The organism is Bradyrhizobium cosmicum, assembly GCF_007290395.2.
Taxonomy (GTDB): domain Bacteria; phylum Pseudomonadota; class Alphaproteobacteria; order Rhizobiales; family Xanthobacteraceae; genus Bradyrhizobium; species Bradyrhizobium cosmicum.
This window is the reverse complement of record NZ_CP041656.2, coordinates 2,253,514-2,275,205: the sequence shown is the minus strand read 5'-3', so window position 1 is coordinate 2,275,205 and position 21,692 is coordinate 2,253,514. Positions and strand designations below refer to the sequence as shown.

Below are 21,692 nucleotides of genomic sequence, written 5' to 3'. Positions count from 1 at the left end.
CTCCGGTCTTGCAAGACTCATCTGTACGATTCACCGGGCGGAAGCTTTTTTGGCACAGCCATGGATTTGAATACCATCACGACGGTGACCCATCCGCAAACGCGCGCGCAGCTGCCTGCCTGGACGGCAGGTGATGCTTGGCTCGCAGGCGGCACCTGGCTGTTCTCGGAGCCACAGGTCCATCTGAGGCGGCTGATCGATCTCACTGATCTGAAATGGCCGGCGCTGACGATCACGGATAACGATCTCTCGATCGCCGCCACCTGCACCGTCGCGCAACTGGATGGCTTCGCCTGCCCGCCCGACTGGCTCGCAGCGCCGCTGATCGGACAATGTTGCCGGGCCTTTCTCGCCTCGTTCAAGATCTGGAAGACGGCGACCATCGGCGGCAATCTCTGCATGTCGCTGCCGGCGGGACCGATGATCTCGCTCACATCCGCGCTCGACGGCGTCTGCACCGTCTGGAAGGCCGGCGGAGGCGAACAGAAGATTCCCGTCGTCGACTTCGTCACCGGCAACCAGCGCAACCAGTTGAAGCCCGGCGACCTGATTAGGCAGATCGATATCCCGATTGCCGCACTGAAGCGCCGCACGGCGTTTCGCCAGATTTCGCTGGCACCGGTCGGCCGCTCGGCGGCGCTCGTGATCGGAAGCCTCGATGCCGACGGCACGCTGGCGCTGACGGTGACGGCTTCGACGGTGCGGCCGATCCGGCTCGCCTTGCCCAAGCTGCCTGACGCCAGCGCACTTCGTGACGCGATCGCGCAGCAGATCACCGATGACCTCTACCATACCGACATCCACGGCAAGCCGCTCTGGCGCAAGCACATGACGCTGCGGCTTGCCGAGGAAATTCGTGGCGAACTCCTGGGGGCAACCCCGTCATGAGTCTGGAGGTCAACGGCATACTGTTTCCGCAGGAGCCGCGCGCAGGGCAATGCCTGCGCACGTTCCTGCGTGAACTCGGCCATTTCGGCGTCAAGAAGGGCTGCGATGCCGGCGATTGCGGCGCCTGCACCGTGCTGCTCGACGGCGAGCCCGTGCATAGCTGCCTGATCCCCGCCTTCCGTGCCGACGGCCGCACCGTCACCACGATCGAGGGCCTTGGCAGCGACCACGGCGCGCATCCGATGCAGCAGGCCTTCCTCGACGCGCAGGGATTCCAGTGCGGCTTCTGCACGGCCGGCATGATCCTGACCTGTGCCTCGCTGAACCAGGCCCAGCGCACCGACCTCGGAACGGCGCTGAAGGGCAACATCTGTCGCTGCACCGGCTATCGCGCGATCGAGGATGCGATCCTCGGCAAGACCAATGTCGAGGAGCGCGTCGAGCCCGGCGCAGCGTTCGGCCGTAGCCTGCCGGCACCCGCCGGCCCCGAAATCGTGCGCGGCCAAGCGCGCTACACGTTCGACACGCAAGTCGACGGCCTGCTGCACATCAAGCTGCTCCGCTCGCCGCACGCCCACGCGAGGATCGTCGCGATCGACAAGTCGGACGCCCTTCGCGTTCCCGGCGTGCACGCCGTACTGACGCACGAGGATGCGCCGTCGATCCTGATCTCGACTGCGCGGCATGAGAAGGACTGGATGGATCCTGAGGACACCCGGATCCTCGACGACGTCGTTCGCTTCATCGGCCAGAAGGTCGCCGCGGTCGTTGCCGAGAGCGAAGCCGCTGCCGAGGAGGCGTGCCGGCGGATCAAGGTCGACTACGAGATTTTGCCGGCGCTGATCGATCCGGAGCAGGCGATGGCGCCGGGCGCACCGATCATCCATCCAGACCGCACCACGGACAATCGTGTTGCCGATGCCCGGCGTAACCTCGTCGCGGAGACGCATGGCGAGTACGGCGATGTGGCGGCTGCGCTCGCCACGTCCGCGGTCACCTACGAGGCCACCTTCCACAGTCATCGCGTCCAGCATGCCGCGCTGGAGACCCATGGCGGCCTCGCCTGGCTCGATGACGATGGCGTGCTCAACGTCCGCACCTCGACGCAGGTCCCGTTCCTGACCCGGCGGGCGCTGTCCGATATCTTCGAGCTTCCCATGGACAAGGTCCGCGTGTTCTGCGAGCGCGTCGGCGGAGGTTTCGGCGGCAAGCAGGAGATGTTCGTCGAGGACATCCTGGCGCTTGCCGCGCTCAGGACCGGGCGGCCGGTGAAGCTGGAGCTGACCCGCGAGGAGCAGTTCATCGCGACATCGACGCGGCACCCGATGCGGGTCAACATCAAGGCCGGCGCCGATGCCGACGGCAAGCTCACCGCGCTCCAGCTCGACGTGCTCTCCAACACCGGCGCCTACGGCAATCACGCCGGCCCTGTGATGTTCCACGCGCTGTCGGAATCCATCGCGGTCTATAATTGCCCGAACAAGCGGGTCGACGGCTTCGCCGTCTACACCAACACGGTGCCGTCGGGCGCGTTTCGCGGCTACGGCCTGCCGCAGACGCTGATCGCGGTCGAAGCGGCGATCGACGAGCTGGCCAGGCAGCTCGGCATCAGTCCCTACGACATGCGCCGGCGCAACATCGTCAAGCCAGGCGATCCCATGCTGTCGCCGCCGCCGTCGGAATTTCACGACGTGCTCTATGGCTCCTATGGACTTGACCAGTGCCTCGACCTCGTCGAGCGCGCGATGCAGGCGGATGGCTCGCCCCCGGACCTGTCGCCGGAATGGCTGATCGGCGACGGTGTCGCGCTGACCATGATCGACACCGTGCCGCCGGCCGGTCATTTCGCGGATGCGACGATCGCGCTCAACAACGATGGCGGCTTCGACCTAACCGTCGGCACCGCCGAGTTCGGTAACGGCACCAGCACTGTGCACCGGCAGATCGCGGCGACGACGCTTGCGACCACCGTCGACCGCATCCGTTTGCGCCAGTCCGACACCGTCCATGGCGGCCATGACACCGGCGCCTATGGCAGCGCCGGCACCTTCGTCGCCGGCAAGGCGACGCATGAAGCGGCCATGCAGCTTGCGACCGAGCTGAAGGCGGCGGCCGCCGGCGCCTGGCTCTGCGACGCCGCGAGCTGCCTGCTCGACGACGAGGCGGTCGTCAGCGGCGTGCGGCGGATGTCGTTTGCGGAGCTCGCGAAGCTTGCGCGCGAACGCGGCCAGCCGTTCGCAGCGCACGGCAATTCCGGCGGCACGCCGCGCTCGGTCGGCTTCAACGTGCAGGGCTTTCGTGTCGCCGTGAACAAGGGCACCGGCGAGCTCAGGATTCTCCGCAGCGTGCAGGCGGCCGACGCCGGAATCGTCGCCAACCCCATGCAGTGCCGCGGCCAGGTCGAGGGTGGCGTCGCGCAGGCGCTTGGCGCTGCGCTCTACGAGGAGATGGTGATCGACGCTGATGGGCGCGTCACCAATCCGAAGTTCCGCGACTATCACCTGCCCTCCTTCGCCGACGTGCCGCGCACGGAGGTCTTCTTCGCCGAGACGTCCGACACGATCGGACCGCTCGGCGCCAAGTCGATGAGCGAGAGCCCGTACAATCCGGTCGCCGCCGCACTCGGCAACGCGATCGCGGACGCCACCGGCATCCGCTTCACGGCGCCGCCCTTCAAGCCAGACCGGCTGTTTCCAGCGCTGTACGAGAAGTTCCGTAGTTAGCTGCCGCGATAGGTCGAATAGCTCCATGGCGTGACCAGCAGCGGCACGTGGTAGTGGTTTTCCGGCTCGCTGACTGCAAAGCGCAATGGGATCTCGTCAAGAAACGGCGGATCCGACAGCGGCACGTTGCGCCCGGCGTAGTATCCGGCGACACTGAAGCGGAGCTCGTAGCGGCCGATCGGCAGCGGTCGTCCGCCGATCAGCGGCTGGTCGGTGCGACCATCCGCATTCGTCACGGCGCGCGCGATCACGCGACTCTCGCCGAGATTTGCAAGCTCGATGAGCTCGATCGGAATGCCGGGTGCAGGCTTGCCGGCGTGATTGTCCAGCACATGGGTCGAGAGCCGGCCGTGCACCTTCAGTCTGTCGTCTGCGACGACGAGCTGATCGAGCCGCAGCGCGGAGATGCGGCCGATCTCCTCGATCGCGCGCCGCGTCTCGGTCTTGGCGATATTGCGCAGCCGCGTCTCGAAGTCGTTCAGCACCGAATCCTTGGTGTGACGGCGCACGCAGACGATATAGGGGATGCCGAACTTGTCGCGATAGGCGTTGTTGACGCGCTCGAACGCGGCGTATTCGGCGTCCGACAGCCGGTCGAGGCCGGCGCTGTTCTGCTCCTCGGTCGATTCCGCCGTGAGACCTGCCGCGCGCTGGGTCTTGTTGGCGAGATCGGGATGCGCCCGGATGAGCGCTAGTTGCACATCCGGTTCGGCGCTCTGGATCGCGCCCACCAGCGCGGCGTGCAGCTCGTTGATGCCGTCGAACGGCCGCTTCCCGGCGAGCTGCTCGGCGATCCACGGTGAATATTCGACGACGTTGGCCAGCGCGGCGACGAAGTCGGCCTTGCTTGCAGCGTTGAGATCGGCGAGCGAAATCGGCGGCATGGTCCTCATCCGATCTCGAACGCATCGGCGGCGAGATGCGCATGCTTGTCGTGCCAGTGCTGCGCGATCTGAAGCCGCGTCGGCACCCAGACACGCTCGTGCTTGCCGATATAGTCGAGGAAGCGGATCAGCCCCGCGGCGCGGCCGGGACGTCCGGCGAGACGACAGTGCAGGCCAACCGACATCATCTTCGGTGCGGTCTCACCCTCGACATAGAGCACGTCGAAGGCGTCCTTCAGATAGGTGAAGAATTGCTCGCCTTCGGCAAAGCCCTGCGGGTTGATGAAGCGCATGTCGTTGGCGTCAAGCGTGTAGGGAATGACGAGTTGCTTGCCGCCGGTGCCCTTGATCCAATACGGCAGGTCGTCGGCATAGGAGTCGCAGAGATAGAGGAAGCCGCCCTCCTCCATCAGGAGGCGGTTGGTGTTGATCGAGGAGCGCCCGGTGTACCAGCCGAGCGGCCGCGAACCGGTCGCCTCGATGTGGACGCGGATCGACTCCGCGATCTCGGCGCGCTCCTGCGCCTCGGTCATGTCCTTGTGCTCGATCCATTTCAGGCTGTGGCTTGCGATGTCCCAGCCGGACTCCTTCATCGCCGCGACGATCTCGGGATTGCGCTTCAACGCGGTTGCGACGCCGAACACGGTGGTCGGCCATTTGCGTTCGCCGAACATCCGCCACAGCCGCCAGAAGCCGGCGCGCGAGCCATATTCGAACATCGACTCGATATTGGCGTGGCGCTGGCCCGGCCAGGGCTGCGCGCCGAGCACGTCGGACAGAAACGCCTCCGAGGCGGGATCGCCGTGCAGAATGTTGTTCTCGCCGCCCTCCTCGAAATTGACGACGAACTGCACCGCGACCCGCGCATCCCCGGGCCATTGCGGATGCGGCGGGTTGCGGCCGTAACCGCGGAGATCGCGCGGGTAGCGGGCGCCAGTCACTCAGACTTCCTCGAAGCGGATCGGCAGGGCGCCCTTCCACAGCACGCTCTTGCCGAGCGTTGCCAGATTCTCCAGCCCCGAGGTCAGCGTGATGAAATGGTTGCCGGCGAGCTGGCCCATCTTGCTCGCGAAATGCACGCCGCCATAGGCCATCAGGATCTCGGTCTCGCTGATGCCGCCGGGATAGAGGATGATCTGGCCGGGCGCGGGATAGCTGGTGTGGTTCTCGTAGCCGACGCCGAAATCGAGGTCGCCGAGCGGCATCCAGACGCCCTCGCCGCTCCAGCGCACATGGATGATGTGACTTTCGAACGGCAGCGCCTTGCGGAAGGCCGCGACGGTCTTGGGCGCGAGCTGCTCCTCGAAGCGGGCATCGAAGGTGAAATCACCGGCGCGGATAACGAGTTTGCTCATCTCATCTCTCTGGATCGGGGCCAAAACCCCACGGGGAATTTGCAAGCAAAGAGCATTCCAGAGGGCTTCGCGCAAGTGGCGCGGCAAGTCACCTCACGTCACCTGCGGTCGTAGGACCAGCCGAATATGCCGCTCCGGCGCGCCTCCGGCTCGGGCTCGGCGGCAGGCTGCGGCGCCTCCTTCAGTTCCGCCTGCGGCGGTGGCAGCGGCGGCGCCGGCAGGTTCTCGCATTTCATGGAATAGACCAGCTTGCCGTCCGCGGTCCGCCCGATCGGGGCGCAGGGGTCCGGATGCGCCGCCGAGGATTTTGGCGCGAGCTTGACCTGCGCCATGGCCGGCGATGCGATCAGGAGCAGGATCAGCAGATATTTCGACATCGTTGTCGCCTAAGGCCTCAATTGCACCCATTGAACCGGATTGCGCCGGTCAAGTCCATCGGGCCTGTTCGAGCGATTGGCGAATATTTAGCCGAGGCAAAAAAGCGCCAAGCCTAGGGATGCACCGTCGCGATGCAGCTGGGCCGTCGCCCTTCGAGGGCCGCTGAAGAAGCGGCCGCCTCCAGCGACAACCGCTTCGCGGTTGCGCGGGGGTGACGGTGATGAAGTGGCGCACACTCTCTCAACATCGTCATTGCGAGCGCAGCGAAGCAATCCAGAATCCCTCCGCGGAAAGACGCTGGATTGCTTCGCTGCGCTCGCAATGACGGGGTATGAGGCAATGGCGTCGCTCTTTCGGTTCGCCCTTTGAATTTCAGACACGGCTTGGCGTTCTCGCGGCTGAATTCGCCCGAGCTTTGCTTCTTCTCTATACCCTCCAATCCAAGAGGGCGCAGGGAAGACCGGGTGCCGACAGGCACCCGCGGTCCGCTGCGCGAAGATGTAGCGCAAAAGAACCGCACAGCAGCATACAGGTGTCGCCGATCACTCGGCCTTCCCTGCGCGATGGTCGGACGGCTTATGCCGTGCTCTCCCGGGAGCCGAACTTTCCTTCTGGCCTCCCTCGCCCGCGAATTGACGATGCCGTCCACCCGGTTGGGCTCGCGCACATCTCCGCAAAGGCTTGACCGTAGCAACGACGGCCAGGACCACACGGTTTTGCCGTACGCAGCTCATCCGGCTTCGCCAGGAGGCTTCGCCGGACCTCGGCGCCGCTCGTCCGCACGAAGCCTCGGGCTCACAGGGACTACCCGCCCTGCCCGCGCCTCTCGCGCACGACGCTGCCGCGTCCACCGCTGGCCCGGCTCGCAACTCGTGACGACGTACGATCGCCCCTCAAGGATGAGCCGGGATGGGCAACACATACGCCGTTTCCGAAATTCGGTAAAGTGGAATATTTTTGCCAGGAGGACTTGACTGGGCGGCGAAACAGGGCGGCGGCGGGAGAGGCCCGCATCCAAAGACAACAAAAAGGGGGCACTGCAAGCACTGCCCCCTTTGCAAAATCCGGAATGATGTCCGCAGGCCTGCAAAGACAACTTCCGCACCCGGCCGCGGCGAATCCGCCGCCTAATACGGCTGATAGTAGTAGCGCTGGCCGTAGTACGGACCGCCGCCGTAATAGCCCGGGCCGCCATAGTAAGGACGCGGACCGTAATAGTAGTTGTTCTCGTAGTAATCACGGCGCCGCTGCTCGGCGATGACACCCCCGATGATGCCCGCCGCCGCGCCCATGAAGGCAAGGCCTGCAGCATTTGAGCCGCGACGATAGGCGCGGTGGCGACGGGCGGCGCTGAAGTCTGTCGCCGCGGAGGCGTTCGAGCTTGCGGCAACCGGAGTCGCAGGCGAACGCGATGCCGCATTCGAAGGTGACAGCGAGGCGACAACAAGGGCGAGGCTTGCGAACGCGGCCAGCGCGGCGTTGCGGCCAACCTTCGAATTTACCGGTCTATTGCTCATCCTACCGTCCTCTGTTCTCGCGCAAAAAGATAAATGTAAACGCCGGATAACGCGCGAACCGCTGAAATGTTCACGACCGCGGCGATCCGCCACGTTTGAACGATTGTAAACCGAACTTTCAGATCGAGCTTGCGCCATCCAACCTGAGCGGATAATGAACAGCCGCGCCGTTTTTCGGTGCCGTAAGCGTTTACGTGAACCAACGCATCAACCGACGTCGTCGGGATCGATGCACTTTCAAGGTTCACCGTGACTGACGCGTACTTTTTCTCAAGAGAAATCAGATGATTGCGGTTCGCAAACTGCCGGCGCGCTACGCGCCGATCGTGATGCCATTTGTGCTGTCCATCCTCATGACGGCCGTGGTGTCGGTCATTTCCACGCTTCGGAGCCTCGGCGCAACGCCGGCATTCCTGGCGACCTGGCCGGGCGCCTGGGCGCTGTCATGGCTTGTCGCCTTTCCAACCCTGCTGATGGTGCTGCCACTGGTCCGTCGGATCGTCGCCTGCGTCGTCGCGTCCCCGTCTCAGCCAAGACGATAGCGCGCGGGGACGGCGGCGCCGTTCGCGCTTCAGGACAGCGCCCCCAGCACGCCGCGCGTCGCCTTGTCGATCTCCTCGACATAGCGGCGGCGCGCGAAGGTCTCGGTGAGGAAGCCGACGACCTTGCGGCTGTCGGTGGAATCGACCACCGCCAGCATCTCGGCTTCCGCCTCGTCGAACACCGCCATCGCCGACTTCACGTTCATCTCCGGGATCAGCACGATCTCGGTCAGGCGGGCCAGCTCGATCACTTGGATGTCGTCGGCGATGCTGTCGAGATCGCCGGAGAACAAGTCGGGCAGCAGGACTAGACCGACATATTCGTCGGCATTGTTGACGATCACGATTCCGGGCCGCGAGCCCAGCGCGAATTCGCGGCGGACCGCGGCGATCGTCGTGGTCGACGGCACCTTGCCGACGTCGGAGCGCATCAATCGCTCGACGGTGAGGTTACGCAGCCAGCCGACGTCGTTGGCGCTGCGGATGGTCTCGCCGCGCAGATGCAGGCGCCAGGTCGAGAAGGAATGGCCGAACATGAAGCGGACGCAGATCGAGGTGACGATGCAGCCGGCCAGCACCACGGCGGTGACGTCGACATTGCGGGTCATCTCAAGCACGAGGAACGACATGGTCAGGGGGCCGCCGACAATGGCTACGCCGAGCGTCGCCATGCCGGTCAGCATCGCGACCAGCGGATCGATCACGAATTCGGGGCTGATCAGCAACAGCACCGCGGCAAAGAACTTTCCGATCAGGCTGCCGACGAACAACGAGGCGAAGAACAGACCGCCGCGGAAACCCGAGGCCAGAGAGATCAGGCAGGCCGTCACCTTCAGGGCGATGATCAGCGCAATCAGGCCGATCGTCATGTCGTTAAACAGATCGAGCACCATGGCGCCATGCCCGGCCGCCAGCACCTGCGGCGTCAAAATCGCAAAGCCGCCGACGACGAGGCCCCCGACCGCTGGGCGCAGCCAGACCGGCAGCCAGGCGAACAGGCGTTCGAACATCGAGGACGACCGCATCACGGCGATGCCGACGCCGCTGGTGACGAGCGCGAGCCCGATCAGCGCCAGATATTGCTCGACGCCGACGGCGCTGACCTTGGGTATCTCCAGAGAATATGGCGCGCCGCCGAGCCATTGCGCGGTCAAGGCGCCGGCGAGCGAGGCGGCCAGGATCGGCGCCGCGCTGCCGACCGAATAGACGCCGACGATCAACTCGCAGGCGTAGAAGGCGCCGGTGATCGGCGCACCGAAGGCTGCGGCGATCGCGGCGGCTGCGCCACAGCCGACGATCAGGCGCAAATCGTTGCGGCGCAGATTGAAGAACTTGCCGAACAGCGAGGCGATGCCCGAGCCGATCTGGGTATAGCCGGCCTCGAGGCCGACCGAGGCACCGCAACCGTTGGAGATCAGCGTCTGGCTCGACACCACCACGCTGTCGCGCATCGACAGATTGCCACCGCGCAACGCGTTGGCTTCGATCGGGTCGACCGCGTTCGATATCTTCAGCCGCCGCCGCCACCATTCCATGATTCCGAGCGAGAGACCGCCGAGCGCGGGCGCAATCATCGCCGCCCAGGGACTCACATGGGCGTTGGCCGACAGGCGCACGTCGATGGGAATGCCGTAGATCACCATGTGGGCGATCTGCGCGATCTCGGCCATCAGCGTCACGATGGCGCCGGCCAGCGTGCCAATCACGAGCGCCAGCGGGATCAGGTAGAACTCGTTGCTGCGCAGAAGCGCGCGCAGCCGAACCATGACGCGGTTCGATCCCTTGCCGTCAACGAAATGCCTGAGGCGCACCAACACCGTCTGCCCGTCCTACCCTTCCGACAGTCCGTAGCCGGCCATGCGCTGGCGGACCCGTTCGATCTCGTCACTGGGAAGCAGCGGCGGCGTCCCGATCTGGAGACAGCCATGATATTGCCGCGCCAGCGTCTCGACCTCGACGGCGAGCCACATCGCCTTGTCGAGCGTCCTGCCGATCGCGATCATGCCGTGGTGGTCGAGCAGGCAGGCGAGCCGCCCCTCCAACGCCCGCACCGCGTGCCCGGACAGTTCCGCCGTGCCGAAGGTCGCGTAGGGCGCGCAGCGGATGCTGTCGCCGCCGGCAGCGGCGATCATGTAGTGCACGGGCGGGATGTCCATGCCCATGATCGCCAGGATGGTGCAATAGGTCGGATGGGCATGGACGACGGCGTCGACGTCGGCGCGCGACTGCAGGATGTCGCGATGGAAGCGCCATTCGCTCGACGGCTTCTGACCGGGCGCATGCTCGCCGTCCATCGCCATGAACACGATCTGGTCGGGCGTCATGGCCTCATAGGGCACGCTCGTGGGCGTGACCAGGAGCCCGTCCGCATGTCGGACGCTGATATTGCCAGAGGTGCCCTGGTTGATGCCAAGCGCATTCATGCGGCGGCAAGCGTCGATGATGGCCTGTCTCTTTGCGAGCTCGTCCGCTGTCATCGACATCCCGGTTTCACCTCGACTTACTGGCGATGGGCGATTGCCAGACGGGGAGTACGTCAAAGCAATATGGCAGCGCAAGCGAAAGCGGCCCGGATCGGCGGCCGTCTTGCCGGCGGCCCCATCAAGCCTCGAAATAGACCGTCAAATCAACCGATTACCGGGCCATCACAAATCTAGGACAGGCTGGCCCGAACGGCCGCGATACCGTTGATCACGAACTGCACCGAATAGGCCGCGAGCAGCATGCCGAGCACACGCGAGAGCACGGCATTGCCGGTCCGCCCGAGGCTGCGCGCGATCAGATGAGCCGAGACGAAGCAGAGCATGCAGAGCAGGCAGACGGAGACGACGACCGCGATGATGATCGCGAGCCTCGACCCATAGACGGCATCGCCCGTCAGCAGCAGCGTAGTCGCGATCGCGCCGGGGCCGGCCATCATGGGGATGGCCAGCGGGAATACCGCGACGTCGGAGGCATGCTCCGCGGTGGCCTTGTCGGCCTCGCGCGCCTCCCGATGCGGACGGTCGCCGAAGATCATCTGGTAGGACACGCCGAACAGCAGTAGCCCGCCGGCGATCTGGAAGGCGGGGATGCCGATCCCGAGCTGGCGGAGCAGCCAGTTTCCGGCCAGCGCGATCACCACCAGGATCGACGCCGCGATCAGCGGCGCACGCCATGCGACGGTGCGCTTGACCGCGTCCGGCATGCCCCCGGTCGCGGCCAGGAAGGCCGGCGCGAGGCCGACGGGATCAATTACCAGCAGGAGCGTCACGAAAGCGGACAGGGCGAAGTCGAGCATGCGGATGGGTCTCAGGCGAAATGTGGCGCCATCCATAATGGCTCGCGGAGACCTTCGCGAGGAACAATTGCCCTCGCAGAGTCTTGATCGCGCGTGGATTGAGGATGGGAACGCATTCCCGTTCTCCTCAAGAGGAGGATTTATGGCTAAGCAAGCAAAGAAACGTGCGAACGCGAAAAAGACCGCGGCGCGACGTCCGCGTCAGGCGCCCAAGATGCTGAGCGACCTGTTCCTGGAGACGCTGAAGGACATCTATTACGCCGAAAACAAGATCATCAAGACGCTGCCCAAGATGGCCAAGGCCGCCCATTCGAAGGACCTTGCGGCGGCCTTCAACAAGCATCTGCGCGAGACGCAGGGCCAAGTCAAACGTCTCGACCAGATCTTCAAGATGCTGGGCAAGCCCGCGCGCGGCAAGCCTTGCGAAGCCATCAACGGCATCACCGACGAGGGCGCCGAGATCATGAAGGATTTCAAGAACGCCCCTGCCCTCGACGCCGGCCTGCTCGCGGCCGCGCAAGCCGTCGAACACTACGAGATCTCCCGCTATGGCACGCTGCGCACCTGGGCCGAGGAGCTCGGCATGCCGGACGCGGCCAAGCTGCTCCAGGCGACGCTGGACGAGGAGGAGGCGACCGACCTGTCGCTGACCGAGCTTGCCACCTCCGTCATCAACCTCGAAGCGGAAGAGGAATTCCGCGCCGCCGCCTGATACGGCCGCTGCGCCCAACTGTTGCCTTCGACGCCGCGGAACATCTCCGCGGCGTCGATGCGTCTGATTGCAAGGGCCTCTTCCGGTTCGAGAGGCAGGCATGCTCCGAACGCGCGATGCTGGAATTCCGGGGAACCGTCCCCATATCCTTGTTTTCCAACCGCAGCGCCTTCCCCCGAGTCTTGCCATGCAACCCAAAAATCCTCTCAACTGGATGCTGTCCGAAGCCCTGGACCAGCTGACCCGCGCCGAACGGCTGCGCCAGCAGTTCGGCCGCCAGGACGCCTGCTGGGAGCCGCCGATCGACGTGCTCGAGACCGAGCATGAACTCTTGATCCTGGTGGCGCTTCCCGGCGTCAATCCGGACAATGTCGAGACGGTCATCCATGACGGCGTGCTCGTTGTCTCCGGCCAGCGCACGCTTCCGCCGGAGCTTCGCAACGCCCGCATCCACCGGCTCGAGCTGCCGCAGGGGCGTTTCGAGCGTCGCATTGCATTGCCCCTCGGCCGCTACGCCATCAGCCGCTTCGTGATGGACGGCTGCGTCGCACTGCGCCTCGCCAAATCCTGAGGTCGATCATGGCCACCGAACAGATGAACAATTCACAGAGCAATTCCACCGAGTCCGACGTGAAGATCCCCGAAGACGCACTGATTATCATCCCGGTGCGCGAGATGGTGCTGTTCCCTGGCGCCATCGCGCCGATCGCGATCGCGCGGCCGAAGTCGGTCGCCGCCGCGCAGCAGGCGCTGCGCGAGCAGCGGCCGATCGGCATCGTGCTGCAGCGCAGCCCGGAAACCGAGGAGCCCGGGGCGGACGATCTCTACCGGGTCGCGACCATCGCCAACATCGTGCGCTATATCACCGCGCCCGACGGCACCCATCACATCGTCTGCCAGGGCGTGCAGCGCGCGCGCATCCTCGACTTCCTGCCGGGGACGCCGTTCCTGGCGGCACGCTTCCAGCAGATTCCGGAGCCGACCACGAGCTCGCCCGAGATCGAGGCGCGCGCGCTGAACCTGCAACGTCTGGCGATCGAGGCGATCGAGCTGCTGCCGCAGGCGCCGCCCGAGCTGGTCGCGATGTTCCAGAGCACCACCGCGCCCGGCGCGCTGGCGGATCTGGCGACGTCATTCATGGACATCAAGCCGCAGGACAAGCAGGAGGTGCTGGAAACCATCGACCTCACCCTGCGCGTCGAGAAGGTGTCGAAGCATCTGGCCGAACGGCTGGAGGTGCTGCGCATCAGCAACGAGATCGGCCAGAAGACCCGCGCCAGCTTCGACGAGCGGCAGCGCGAGGCGATCCTGCGCGAGCAGATGGCAACCATCCAGCGCCAGCTGGGCGAAGGCGACGGCAAGGCGGCCGAGGTCGCCGAGCTGACGGCTGCCATCACCAAGGCCAACATGCCGCCTGAGGCGGACGCGCATGCCAGGAAGGAGCTGCGCCGCTACGAGCGCATGCCGGAGGCCGCCGGCGAAGCCGGCATGGTCCGCACCTACCTCGACTGGCTGATCGACCTGCCCTGGGCGCTGCCCGCGGAGAAGCCGATCGACATCAAGGAGGCGCGCCGCATCCTGGATGCTGATCATTTCGGCCTGGAGAAGATCAAGACCCGGATCATCGAATATCTGGCGGTGCGCAAGCTCGCCCCGCAGGGCAAGGCGCCAATCCTGTGCTTCGTCGGGCCGCCCGGCGTCGGCAAGACCTCGCTCGGCCAATCCATCGCCCGCGCGATGGATCGCCCCTTCGTGCGCGTCAGCCTCGGCGGCGTGCACGACGAGGCCGAGATCCGCGGTCACCGGCGCACCTATATTGGCGCGCTGCCCGGCAACATCATCCAGGGCATCAAGAAGGCGGGTGCACGCAACTGCGTCATGATGCTGGACGAGATCGACAAGATGGGCCGCGGCGTGCAGGGCGACCCCTCCGCCGCCATGCTGGAGGTGCTCGACCCCGAGCAGAACGGGACGTTCCGGGACAATTACCTGGCCGTGCCCTTCGACCTGTCGCGGGTCGTGTTCATCGCCACGGCCAACATGCTGGACCAGATTCCGGGTCCGCTGCTGGACCGCATGGAGCTGATCAGCCTCGCCGGTTACACCGAGGACGAGAAGCTGGAGATCGCGAAGCGCTACCTGGTGCGGCGGCAGCTGGAGGCCAACGGCCTGACGGCCGAGCAGGCCGAGATCACGCCGGAGGCGCTGAAGCTGGTCGTCAAGGGTTACACCCGCGAGGCCGGCGTGCGTAATCTCGAGCGTGAGATCGGCAAGGTGTTCCGGCATGCCGCGGTGCAGGTCGCCGAAGGCTCGGCTGCGAAGGTCGTGGTGACGCCGAAGGACATCGCCACCGTGCTCGGCCAGCCGCGCTTCGAAGGCGAGATCGCGCAGCGCACCAGCATTCCAGGCGTGGCCACCGGCCTTGCCTGGACGCCGGTCGGCGGCGACATCCTGTTCATCGAGGCCTCGCGCGTGCCCGGCCGCGGCGGCATGATCCTGACCGGCCAGCTCGGCGAGGTTATGCGCGAGAGCGTGCAGGCCGCACTGACGCTGGTGAAGAGCAAGGCGCCGCAGCTCGGCATCGATCCCCAGGTGTTCGAGAAGAGCGACATCCACGTTCACGTCCCGGCGGGTGCGACCCCGAAGGACGGACCGAGCGCGGGCGTTGCGATGTTTACGGCGCTGACGTCACTGCTCACCAATCGCACGGTGCGCAGCGACACCGCGATGACCGGCGAGATCTCGCTGCGCGGCCTGGTGCTGCCGGTCGGCGGCATCAAGGAGAAGGTGGTGGCTGCGGCCGCGGCCGGATTGAAGCGGGTGATGCTGCCGGCGCGCAACAAGCGGGACTACGACGACATCCCGCAGAGCGCGCGGGATAACCTCGAATTCATCTGGCTGGAGCGCGTCGACGAAGCCATCGCCGCAGCGCTCGAGCCGGTCGAGGCCCAAGTCGATGCGAAGGTCGAAGCGGCGGAGTGAATGCGATGAAGAAACTGCTGGAAAGAGCGAAGAGATCGCGCAAGGCGCAGCGGCTGCGCCAGCTGCTCGATCGTGCCATCGACGGGGCTCGCGGTGCGCTCGCGGGACCCGAGCCCCGGCTGCAGCCGGTCCCGGTCCGGGCCAAGCGCCGCAAGGGCTGAACCCCTCCGCTTCAGCCCTTGCGGTTGTCGAATGTATAAAAGGCCCCCTCCTGCGAGGGGGCCTTTGCGTTATCAGGCCACAGCGTCCTTGGCGGCCTTGACCGGGCGGGCGCGGACGATCTTCCGGGCCGGCTTGGCCTTGAACATCATCTCTTCACCCGTGAACGGGTTGGTGCCCTTGCGTGCCTTGGTCGCAGGCTTCTTGACGACGACGAACTTGGCGAAGCCCGGCACCAGGAACAGGCCGTTCTTCTTGAGCTCCTTGTGACCGACCTCGGTCAGCGTCTCCATGACGTTCTTGACGTCGCGCTTGGAAAGCTCGGTGGCGGTCGCAATCTTTTCGATCAACTGCGATTTGGAAAGTTGGGCTGGCATCGTGTCTCCTCTGATTCGTTGCCGGTTGCATATTAGACCAACCGGCGAAGGCCTATAGCCTTCTGCACAGTTTTGTCGCGGTTTTACGGGCTTTTTTGGCCCCCTGTGGCAAAAAACCCTGCTTTTTAGCTGCTTCCTGAGCGGGAGAAGCCTCGGGCAGCGGATTTTGCCTTGTTTCAAAGGCCCGCACGCAGCCTTGCTAAAGCTGATTCGCTGCTTTCGACAAGCGACGACCGGCCTCTTTGCGGAGGCCGGTCGCGATTCACCCTGAAAAATAAGGCTAGATACGCTCGATGATGATGGCTGGCGCCATGCCTCCCGCGGCGCACATGGTGACGAGACCGCGCTTGAGGTCACGGCGCTCGAGCTCGTCGAGCACGGTGCCGATCAGGATCGAGCCGGTCGCGCCGATGGGATGGCCGAGCGCGATCGAGCCGCCGTTGACGTTGACCTTGGCGCGATCGAGCTTGAGATCTCGGATATATTTTTCCGCAACCACGGCAAACGCCTCGTTGATCTCGAACAAGTCGATGTCGTCGACGGTGAGGCCCGCCTTTGCCAGCACCTTGCGCGTCGCCGGCACCGGCGCGTTCAGCATCAAGGTCGGCGAGTCCCCCATGTTCGCCATCGCCACCACGCGGGCGCGGGCTTTGAGGCCATGCGCCCTGGCGTAAGCCGGCGAAGCGAGCAGGATCGCGGCGGCACCGTCGACGACGCCGGACGAATTGCCGGCATGGTGCATGAAGTCGATGTCGAGGTCAGGATATTTCTGCAGGATCAGGCCGCGATAGGTCGTGCCCTTGTCGTCGAGCGCGTGATCGGCGATCGCGGGGAATGCAGGCTTGAGCGCGCTGAGGCCCTCCATCGTGGTCTGCGGCCGCGGATATTCTTCATGGTCGAGCGCGAGGCTGCCGTCCTCGCGATACACGGGAACGAGACTCTTCTTGAAATGGCCGCCGGCAATCGCGAGGCCTGCGCGCTTCTGGCTTTCGAGACCGAGCGCGTCGACGTCTCGTCGCGTGATGCCCTCCAGCGTCGCGATCGCATCGGCGCAGACGCCCTGATGCGACTGCGGATGCCGCGCGCGCAGACGCAGATTGCCGCCGTCCATCATCATCGGACCGCCGCCGCGCCGCCCCTCCATCGACATCATCTCGCAGCCGCCGGCGATGACGAGGTCTTCGGCGCCCGCCATGATCGAGCTTGCAGCCATGTTGACGCTGGTGATGCCGGAGCCGCAGAAGCGATCGAGCGTCACGGCGCTCGCGCGCACGTCGTAGCCGGCATCGAGCGCCGACATGCGGCCGAGGTCGCCGCTTTGCGTCGCGACCTGCGCGCTGCAGCCCCAGACGATGTCGTCGACGTCGGCGGTGTCGATGCCGGTGCGATCGGCGAGCGCACGCAGCACGGTCGCGCCGAGCTGCTGCGGATGAATACCCGAGAGTGCTCCCTTGCCGGCCTTGCCGACACCCCGCGGCGTGCGGCAGGCATCGATGATGAGTGCATCGGTCATTGGCGTTGTCCTCTTGTTATCGGTGTTGGGAGGCGTTGTGAATCAGGGGAAAGGCTGAGTCAATCTGCTGCGCCGGGCACCCTCTCTGCAAAAAGGCGAAAAACAACCCCATGCAAAGTAGAAGCGCCACGTCCGGGTGCGGCGCGGTGATACCGGCGAAGTGATTGGCCAGTCAGGCTAAACTGAAGCAGTCGCGCAATCTTGCGTCACCTCGCCCCGCGTGCGGGAAAAGGCCGGATTTTTACGCGCGGCGGAAAATCCAGGATGGGAAAGACAGCTACGCCCCCGCCGCGTTCTTCGCGATGACGTTGCGATAGAAGCTGGCGCTGAGTTTCGGGGTGCGGACCTGGGTGTCGAAATTGACGTGATAGAGCCCGAACCGCTTGCTGAGCCCGAACACCCATTCAAAATTGTCCATCAGGCTCCAGAGGAAATAGCCGCGCACCGGCACGCCTTCGGCGGTGGCGCGCTGGAGCTGGGCGAGATAGTTGCGCAGATACATGATGCGATCGGTGTCGTAGATCTTGCCGTCGGGCGTCACGACGTCGTCGCTGGAGGTGCCGTTCTCGGTGATGTAGATCGCATCGGTCTTCCAGATCTTTGCAGCCAGCTTCGGCACCCAGTAGATCGTCTCCGGCGCGATGCGGAGCCAGTCCGAGCTCATGTGCGGGAAGGATTTCGGGATCGGCAGCGGCATGAAGCCCGCGCCCTGGTCGGATGGCACCACATAGTTCTGCGGCGCGTAGATGTTGAGGCCAAGGAAGTCGACCGGCGATCCGATGATCTTCAGCTCGGCGTCGGTGTATTTCGGCGCATCGGCGCCCGCATATTTCAGGAAGGCGTCGGTATATTTGCCCGTCATGATGACGTTGAGATAGCCGGCATTCATCTCGCGCAGCGCGATCTCGGCGGCGCGGACGTGCTCGGGCGTGTCGATCGCGGGGACGCAGACGTCGATGTTCTCGGCCGGTCCCACCCTGGTGCCGCGGCGGCCGTGCGCCCGCACCGCCTGCACCGCGAGGCCGTGCGCGAGCGCGCTGTTGTGCCTGATCTGGTTGACTTCCGCTTGCGGCAAGGTCACGCCCGGCGCATCGATGCCGAGGCCATAGCCGAACTGTACGAAGCGGCCGCTCTCGTTCAGCGTGAACACGTTCTTGACGCGATCGGTCAGGTGTTTGGCGACATAGCCGGCATAGTCGCCGAAGATCTTGCAGGTCTCGGTCGAGCGCCAGCCGCCGAAGCGGTCCTGCAGCGATTGCGGCAGGTCCCAGTGATACAGCGTCATCCACGGCTCGATGCCGTTCTTCAGGAGTTCGTCGACGAGGCGATTGTAGAAATCGATTCCCTTGGGGTTCGGCTTGCCGTCGCCGTCCGGAAACACCCGCGGCCAGGCCACCGAGAAGCGATAGGCCTTGCAACCGAGATCCTTGATGAGCGCGATATCTTCCTTGTAGCGATGATAGTGCTCGTTGGCGCGGTCGCCGGTCGAGCTATCCTCGATCTTGCCGGGGATACGGACGAACTTGTCCCAGATCGAGGCCCCTCGCCCGTCCTCGTTGACCGCACCCTCGACCTGATAGGACGAGGTCGCGGTGCCCCAGAGAAATCCGGCCGGAAAGCCGCCGCTGCCGCCGCGGAGCGCCGCGGCCGGCTTGGCGCCAGCCCCCTCCAGAGGGCTTGCGATTCCGGCTGCGGACAATCCCGCGATTTTCGCGAGCTGGCGACGCGAGACCTTGGCCGACATTGATACTGCTCCAAACAGGTTCGTTGGGGCGGCACAATGGCGGGTCGGGGGCGGTTTGAGAAGCGGGCGGGCGCGGGATGAGGATGCAGAATTGCGCAGCCCGGGGCGCGACATCTGGATGCAGGCGACCCGGCGGATTGCCCCGGGCGCCCGCGATCAGCGCGAGCGCTTCGGCAGCTTTGGAAGCTTGTTGGGATTGAACGCCGGGACCGGCGCGATTCGGTCAGGTGCGGACGAGGGCTGCTCGGTCAGAATGAGCGTTCCGTGGAGGACTATTCCCGGCGCCTGTTCTGCTGTCGCCGTGTACGTCGCGATCTTGCCGGCGGACGTCCCCTCGATGTCCAGCGTGAGCTCGTCATGGACGCCGAAGATCGTTGCACGCCCATCGGTGTGACGCTTCGTCGACACCGTCGCGGTGAAGCGATCGCCGTCGACCCGGCATGAGCCGTGATACGTCATCAGGCTGTCGCGGCCCCAGATCTGGCCGTCTGCGAGATGAACGATGCCGGTGCCCTGGTCGAATGGCGTCTTGTACCACGCCGCGTAGGTGCCGTCCTTCAGCATGGGAGCAGTCTCCCCCTGTATTGCGCATTCCCCCGCAGATCATCCGCATGATGGACGCTAAGAAAGCGTTAATCACACAGCCCGTGCCAATCCGGCTGGTCCCTTCGCAAGCCGGCTTCAAGATCTTCGATGATGATGTGAAGCAGACCTACAGCCAGCGGATCCGTGACCTCCCGCTCCAAACGCCGATAGCGCGCGATCTGGAACTCCTGCTCTCTCACCTGGTGCTCTGTCATCAGACGGACCCTCCGGCGAACCGACGCGCAGACAGCCAAGCAGTTTCGTTACAATTTTAGGATCATTTGCGATGGTTTCCGATCGGTTAAGAAGATCGGGCGTCAACATTTGGCTTGGAAAAGCGAAGTTGAACCCGGATGGGGTCTTGCCATTGGTGAAAAAGGCGACATCACACAACACCGCTGCGGCGTCCACTACGGACTTGCGCTTTCCGCAAAGTGCTTCCGGAAAAACGCTACGATATCGGCGTGGAAACTCCGATGGAAATCGACGCGGTCGAAACCCGGCGCATCGGTGCATGCGGCCGGATTTACCTGCGCTTCCTTCGGGGTGCAGGTAGCAAGGAAAGAGAAGTGTCTGGCGTTTGCCACGAAGTGATAGTCAGGCGCCACTAGCCCCTCTTTGATGGCGACCGCACAGCATCCAGATAGACCGTCAGCATTCTGTGCTGGATCTGAACTCCACAGTTGCACCGGAGTCGCTATTCTCTTCAGATTCTTCTCGGCGAAGACAAATGCAGGATAAGGATCAACGATAATTGCTGCCTTGACGCGTGGATCAGGCGTGATCGGTTGACCGGGCGCATCGCCGTTTTCAAGTTGCTTACAGGCCAACAGGCTCGACGTCGCGCAATTGGGCAGCCCCTTTCGCAAATCGGGATTGCCGCCGATGACAGCAAGACCTGTGTAGCCGCCAAACGAGAAGCCGTAGAGACCAATACGCTGAGCGTTAATGCGTGACGCATCCGGCCAGTCATCGAGCATATAGTCGATCAGCCGATTTATATCGGCCGGACGCTCGACGAGCACTGAAAGGCTGTCAGTACGGCTGGTATCGCGCCAAGTGTCACCGGGATGATTGAGCGCAGCGACGACAAAACCGGCATCCGCCAGCGCCGCCGCCGTGTCATGGTGACCGCCGAACCATCCTCTCCTGCCGTGCGAGATCACGATGAGTGGAAGTTTCTCGCCTGTCACCGGGCATCCGGGCACGGCGAAGAAAATGGCTCCACGTGCATCCATCTCTTGTGGGGGCTCCGCGCATGGCGTCCAGACCAGGAGCCTGATCGCCGGCCCCGCCGCCCCCGCTGGAATGTCGAAATTTTTGACCCCCGCGGCGTTCGCCGCTGTTAGCCAAAGGAGAAAACTGATGGCGAACGCGAACCTGACGCTACACATCATCTGCTCTGGTGGCCCGAGATCCTTCGCAATAACCAAGTTTGAACAAGCTAATATGTTGTCTTCGGGGCGACGTTCTCTCAAATCATGATTGGTGCGGTCTCCGTCTTCACGGCACGTCGCCGGTCCTGCGACTCCCGCCGATGCTGTGCGGCTTGTTGAGGAAGAATTCGCGATTGCCGAGCGCCGCTTCCGCGTATTGGTCGATCGCGACCTGGATGGCCTCGATGTGCATCCGGCACCAGCCCTCGTAGCAGGACAGGCGCCGCGCATGATCGAGAGCCTTGAGGAATTCCGGCGGCTCCTTCATGTCGGAGAAGTAGGTCGGCATCTCTCCCTTCATGCCCGTGCCACCTCTCGCGGCGGCACGAGGCGGCGCTTCTCGACATGGACGCGCGGCGGCGTCGGCCGCCGCCGGGGAATGAACAGGCTGGCGACGACGATCGGGTCGGTATCGCCGAGGGCGGCCCGCTCCTGGACGAGCCCGCTCATCACCATGCGCATCTTCATGACCTCCCCGGCCACGAAAGTGCAGTCCTCGTCCCGGTTGATCTGTTCATGCATGATGGCTTCAGCCTCGCGCATGCTGACGCGTAATGCTCTGATGATCCTGCGGATTTCATTGATGCGGTTGTCCATGGCTCGCTCCCTGGCTGGAC

At 64.6% G+C, this 21,692-nt stretch carries 23 protein-coding genes; 7 read left to right on the top strand and 16 right to left on the bottom strand.

Going from position 1 to position 21,692, the window contains the following annotated elements; translation table 11 throughout:
- The first annotated feature begins 60 nt into the window (after positions 1-60).
- Positions 61-888, top strand: a complete 828-nt coding sequence (locus tag FNV92_RS10650) for an FAD binding domain-containing protein (RefSeq protein WP_143841029.1) — start codon at positions 61-63, stop codon at positions 886-888.
- Positions 885-3,611 (top strand): molybdopterin-dependent oxidoreductase, encoded by a 2,727-nt coding sequence (locus FNV92_RS10645; protein WP_143841030.1) that lies wholly within the window; start codon positions 885-887, stop codon positions 3,609-3,611. Before FNV92_RS10650 ends, FNV92_RS10645 begins: the two co-directional genes overlap by 4 nt.
- Here FNV92_RS10645 and uraD read toward each other — a convergent pair.
- The 5 genes from uraD to FNV92_RS10620 form a co-directional block, all read right to left on the bottom strand.
- Positions 3,608-4,495 (bottom strand): 2-oxo-4-hydroxy-4-carboxy-5-ureidoimidazoline decarboxylase, encoded by an 888-nt coding sequence (gene uraD / locus FNV92_RS10640; RefSeq protein WP_143841031.1) that lies wholly within the window; start codon positions 4,493-4,495, stop codon positions 3,608-3,610. The two genes, FNV92_RS10645 and uraD, sit on opposite strands and share 4 nt — an antisense overlap.
- Before the next feature lie 5 nt (positions 4,496-4,500).
- A complete protein-coding gene (puuE, locus tag FNV92_RS10635) occupies positions 4,501-5,436 on the bottom strand; it encodes an allantoinase PuuE (protein ID WP_143841032.1) in 936 nt (311 codons plus the stop codon).
- Positions 5,437-5,850 (bottom strand): DUF3830 family protein, encoded by a 414-nt coding sequence (locus tag FNV92_RS10630; protein ID WP_143841033.1) that lies wholly within the window; start codon positions 5,848-5,850, stop codon positions 5,437-5,439.
- Between the two features lie 98 nt (positions 5,851-5,948).
- On the bottom strand, positions 5,949-6,227 hold the full coding sequence (locus FNV92_RS10625) for a hypothetical protein (RefSeq protein WP_015684672.1): 279 nt from the start codon (positions 6,225-6,227) through the stop codon (positions 5,949-5,951).
- A gap of 1,128 nt (positions 6,228-7,355) precedes the next feature.
- Entirely contained in the window at positions 7,356-7,745 is a 390-nt protein-coding gene (locus tag FNV92_RS10620; protein ID WP_143841034.1) for a hypothetical protein, read from the bottom strand.
- Positions 7,746-8,029: 284 nt separating this feature from the next.
- Between FNV92_RS10620 and FNV92_RS10615 the strand changes: the two genes are divergently transcribed.
- Entirely contained in the window at positions 8,030-8,287 is a 258-nt protein-coding gene (locus FNV92_RS10615; protein WP_143841035.1) for a DUF2798 domain-containing protein, read from the top strand.
- 29 nt (positions 8,288-8,316) lie between these two features.
- Here the strand turns inward: FNV92_RS10615 and FNV92_RS10610 are convergent, their stop codons facing one another.
- From FNV92_RS10610 to FNV92_RS10600, 3 genes are all read right to left on the bottom strand, one after another.
- Complete coding sequence (locus FNV92_RS10610; protein WP_015684669.1) at positions 8,317-10,104, bottom strand: chloride channel protein; 1,788 nt, start codon at positions 10,102-10,104, stop codon at positions 8,317-8,319.
- A 12-nt stretch (positions 10,105-10,116) separates the two neighbouring features.
- Entirely contained in the window at positions 10,117-10,770 is a 654-nt protein-coding gene (locus FNV92_RS10605) for a class II aldolase/adducin family protein (RefSeq protein WP_186355492.1), read from the bottom strand.
- Positions 10,771-10,940: 170 nt separating this feature from the next.
- Positions 10,941-11,567: a MarC family protein gene (locus tag FNV92_RS10600; protein ID WP_143841036.1), complete on the bottom strand. Its 627-nt coding sequence runs from the start codon at positions 11,565-11,567 to the stop codon at positions 10,941-10,943.
- A gap of 142 nt (positions 11,568-11,709) precedes the next feature.
- Between FNV92_RS10600 and FNV92_RS10595 the strand changes: the two genes are divergently transcribed.
- The 4 genes from FNV92_RS10595 to FNV92_RS10580 all read left to right on the top strand — a co-directional run bounded on the left by FNV92_RS10595 (position 11,710) and on the right by FNV92_RS10580 (position 15,422).
- Positions 11,710-12,279, top strand: a complete 570-nt coding sequence (locus tag FNV92_RS10595) for a YciE/YciF ferroxidase family protein (protein WP_015684666.1) — start codon at positions 11,710-11,712, stop codon at positions 12,277-12,279.
- Between the two features lie 187 nt (positions 12,280-12,466).
- Positions 12,467-12,850: an Hsp20/alpha crystallin family protein gene (locus FNV92_RS10590; protein WP_143841037.1), complete on the top strand. Its 384-nt coding sequence runs from the start codon at positions 12,467-12,469 to the stop codon at positions 12,848-12,850.
- 8 nt (positions 12,851-12,858) lie between these two features.
- A complete protein-coding gene (gene lon, locus FNV92_RS10585; protein WP_143841038.1) occupies positions 12,859-15,261 on the top strand; it encodes an endopeptidase La in 2,403 nt (800 codons plus the stop codon).
- A 5-nt stretch (positions 15,262-15,266) separates the two neighbouring features.
- Positions 15,267-15,422, top strand: coding sequence for a hypothetical protein (locus FNV92_RS10580; RefSeq protein WP_168213267.1), 156 nt, complete (start codon positions 15,267-15,269; stop codon positions 15,420-15,422).
- Positions 15,423-15,494: 72 nt separating this feature from the next.
- On the opposite strand, the gene FNV92_RS10575 is transcribed toward FNV92_RS10580, so the two are convergent.
- From FNV92_RS10575 to FNV92_RS10540, 8 genes are all read right to left on the bottom strand, one after another.
- A complete protein-coding gene (locus tag FNV92_RS10575) occupies positions 15,495-15,797 on the bottom strand; it encodes an HU family DNA-binding protein (RefSeq protein ID WP_015684663.1) in 303 nt (100 codons plus the stop codon).
- Positions 15,798-16,077: 280 nt separating this feature from the next.
- On the bottom strand, positions 16,078-17,310 hold the full coding sequence (locus FNV92_RS10570; protein ID WP_143841039.1) for an acetyl-CoA C-acetyltransferase: 1,233 nt from the start codon (positions 17,308-17,310) through the stop codon (positions 16,078-16,080).
- A 277-nt stretch (positions 17,311-17,587) separates the two neighbouring features.
- Positions 17,588-19,054 carry a GH1 family beta-glucosidase gene (locus FNV92_RS10565; RefSeq protein ID WP_015684661.1) on the bottom strand — a complete coding sequence of 489 codons (1,467 nt, stop codon included), beginning with the start codon at positions 19,052-19,054 and terminating at the stop codon, positions 17,588-17,590.
- 156 nt (positions 19,055-19,210) lie between these two features.
- The gene (locus tag FNV92_RS10560) at positions 19,211-19,618 is read right to left on the bottom strand and encodes a hypothetical protein (protein WP_015684660.1); all 408 of its coding nucleotides are present in this window, start codon (positions 19,616-19,618) and stop codon (positions 19,211-19,213) included.
- A gap of 68 nt (positions 19,619-19,686) precedes the next feature.
- Complete coding sequence (locus tag FNV92_RS10555) at positions 19,687-19,854, bottom strand: hypothetical protein (protein ID WP_015684659.1); 168 nt, start codon at positions 19,852-19,854, stop codon at positions 19,687-19,689.
- A 195-nt stretch (positions 19,855-20,049) separates the two neighbouring features.
- Positions 20,050-20,877 (bottom strand): alpha/beta hydrolase family protein, encoded by an 828-nt coding sequence (locus FNV92_RS10550; RefSeq protein WP_244623726.1) that lies wholly within the window; start codon positions 20,875-20,877, stop codon positions 20,050-20,052.
- Between the two features lie 265 nt (positions 20,878-21,142).
- Positions 21,143-21,376: a hypothetical protein gene (locus FNV92_RS10545; RefSeq protein ID WP_015684657.1), complete on the bottom strand. Its 234-nt coding sequence runs from the start codon at positions 21,374-21,376 to the stop codon at positions 21,143-21,145.
- A complete protein-coding gene (locus FNV92_RS10540; RefSeq protein ID WP_168213268.1) occupies positions 21,373-21,672 on the bottom strand; it encodes a hypothetical protein in 300 nt (99 codons plus the stop codon). Before FNV92_RS10540 ends, FNV92_RS10545 begins: the two co-directional genes overlap by 4 nt.
- Between the last annotated feature and the right edge of the window lie 20 nt (positions 21,673-21,692).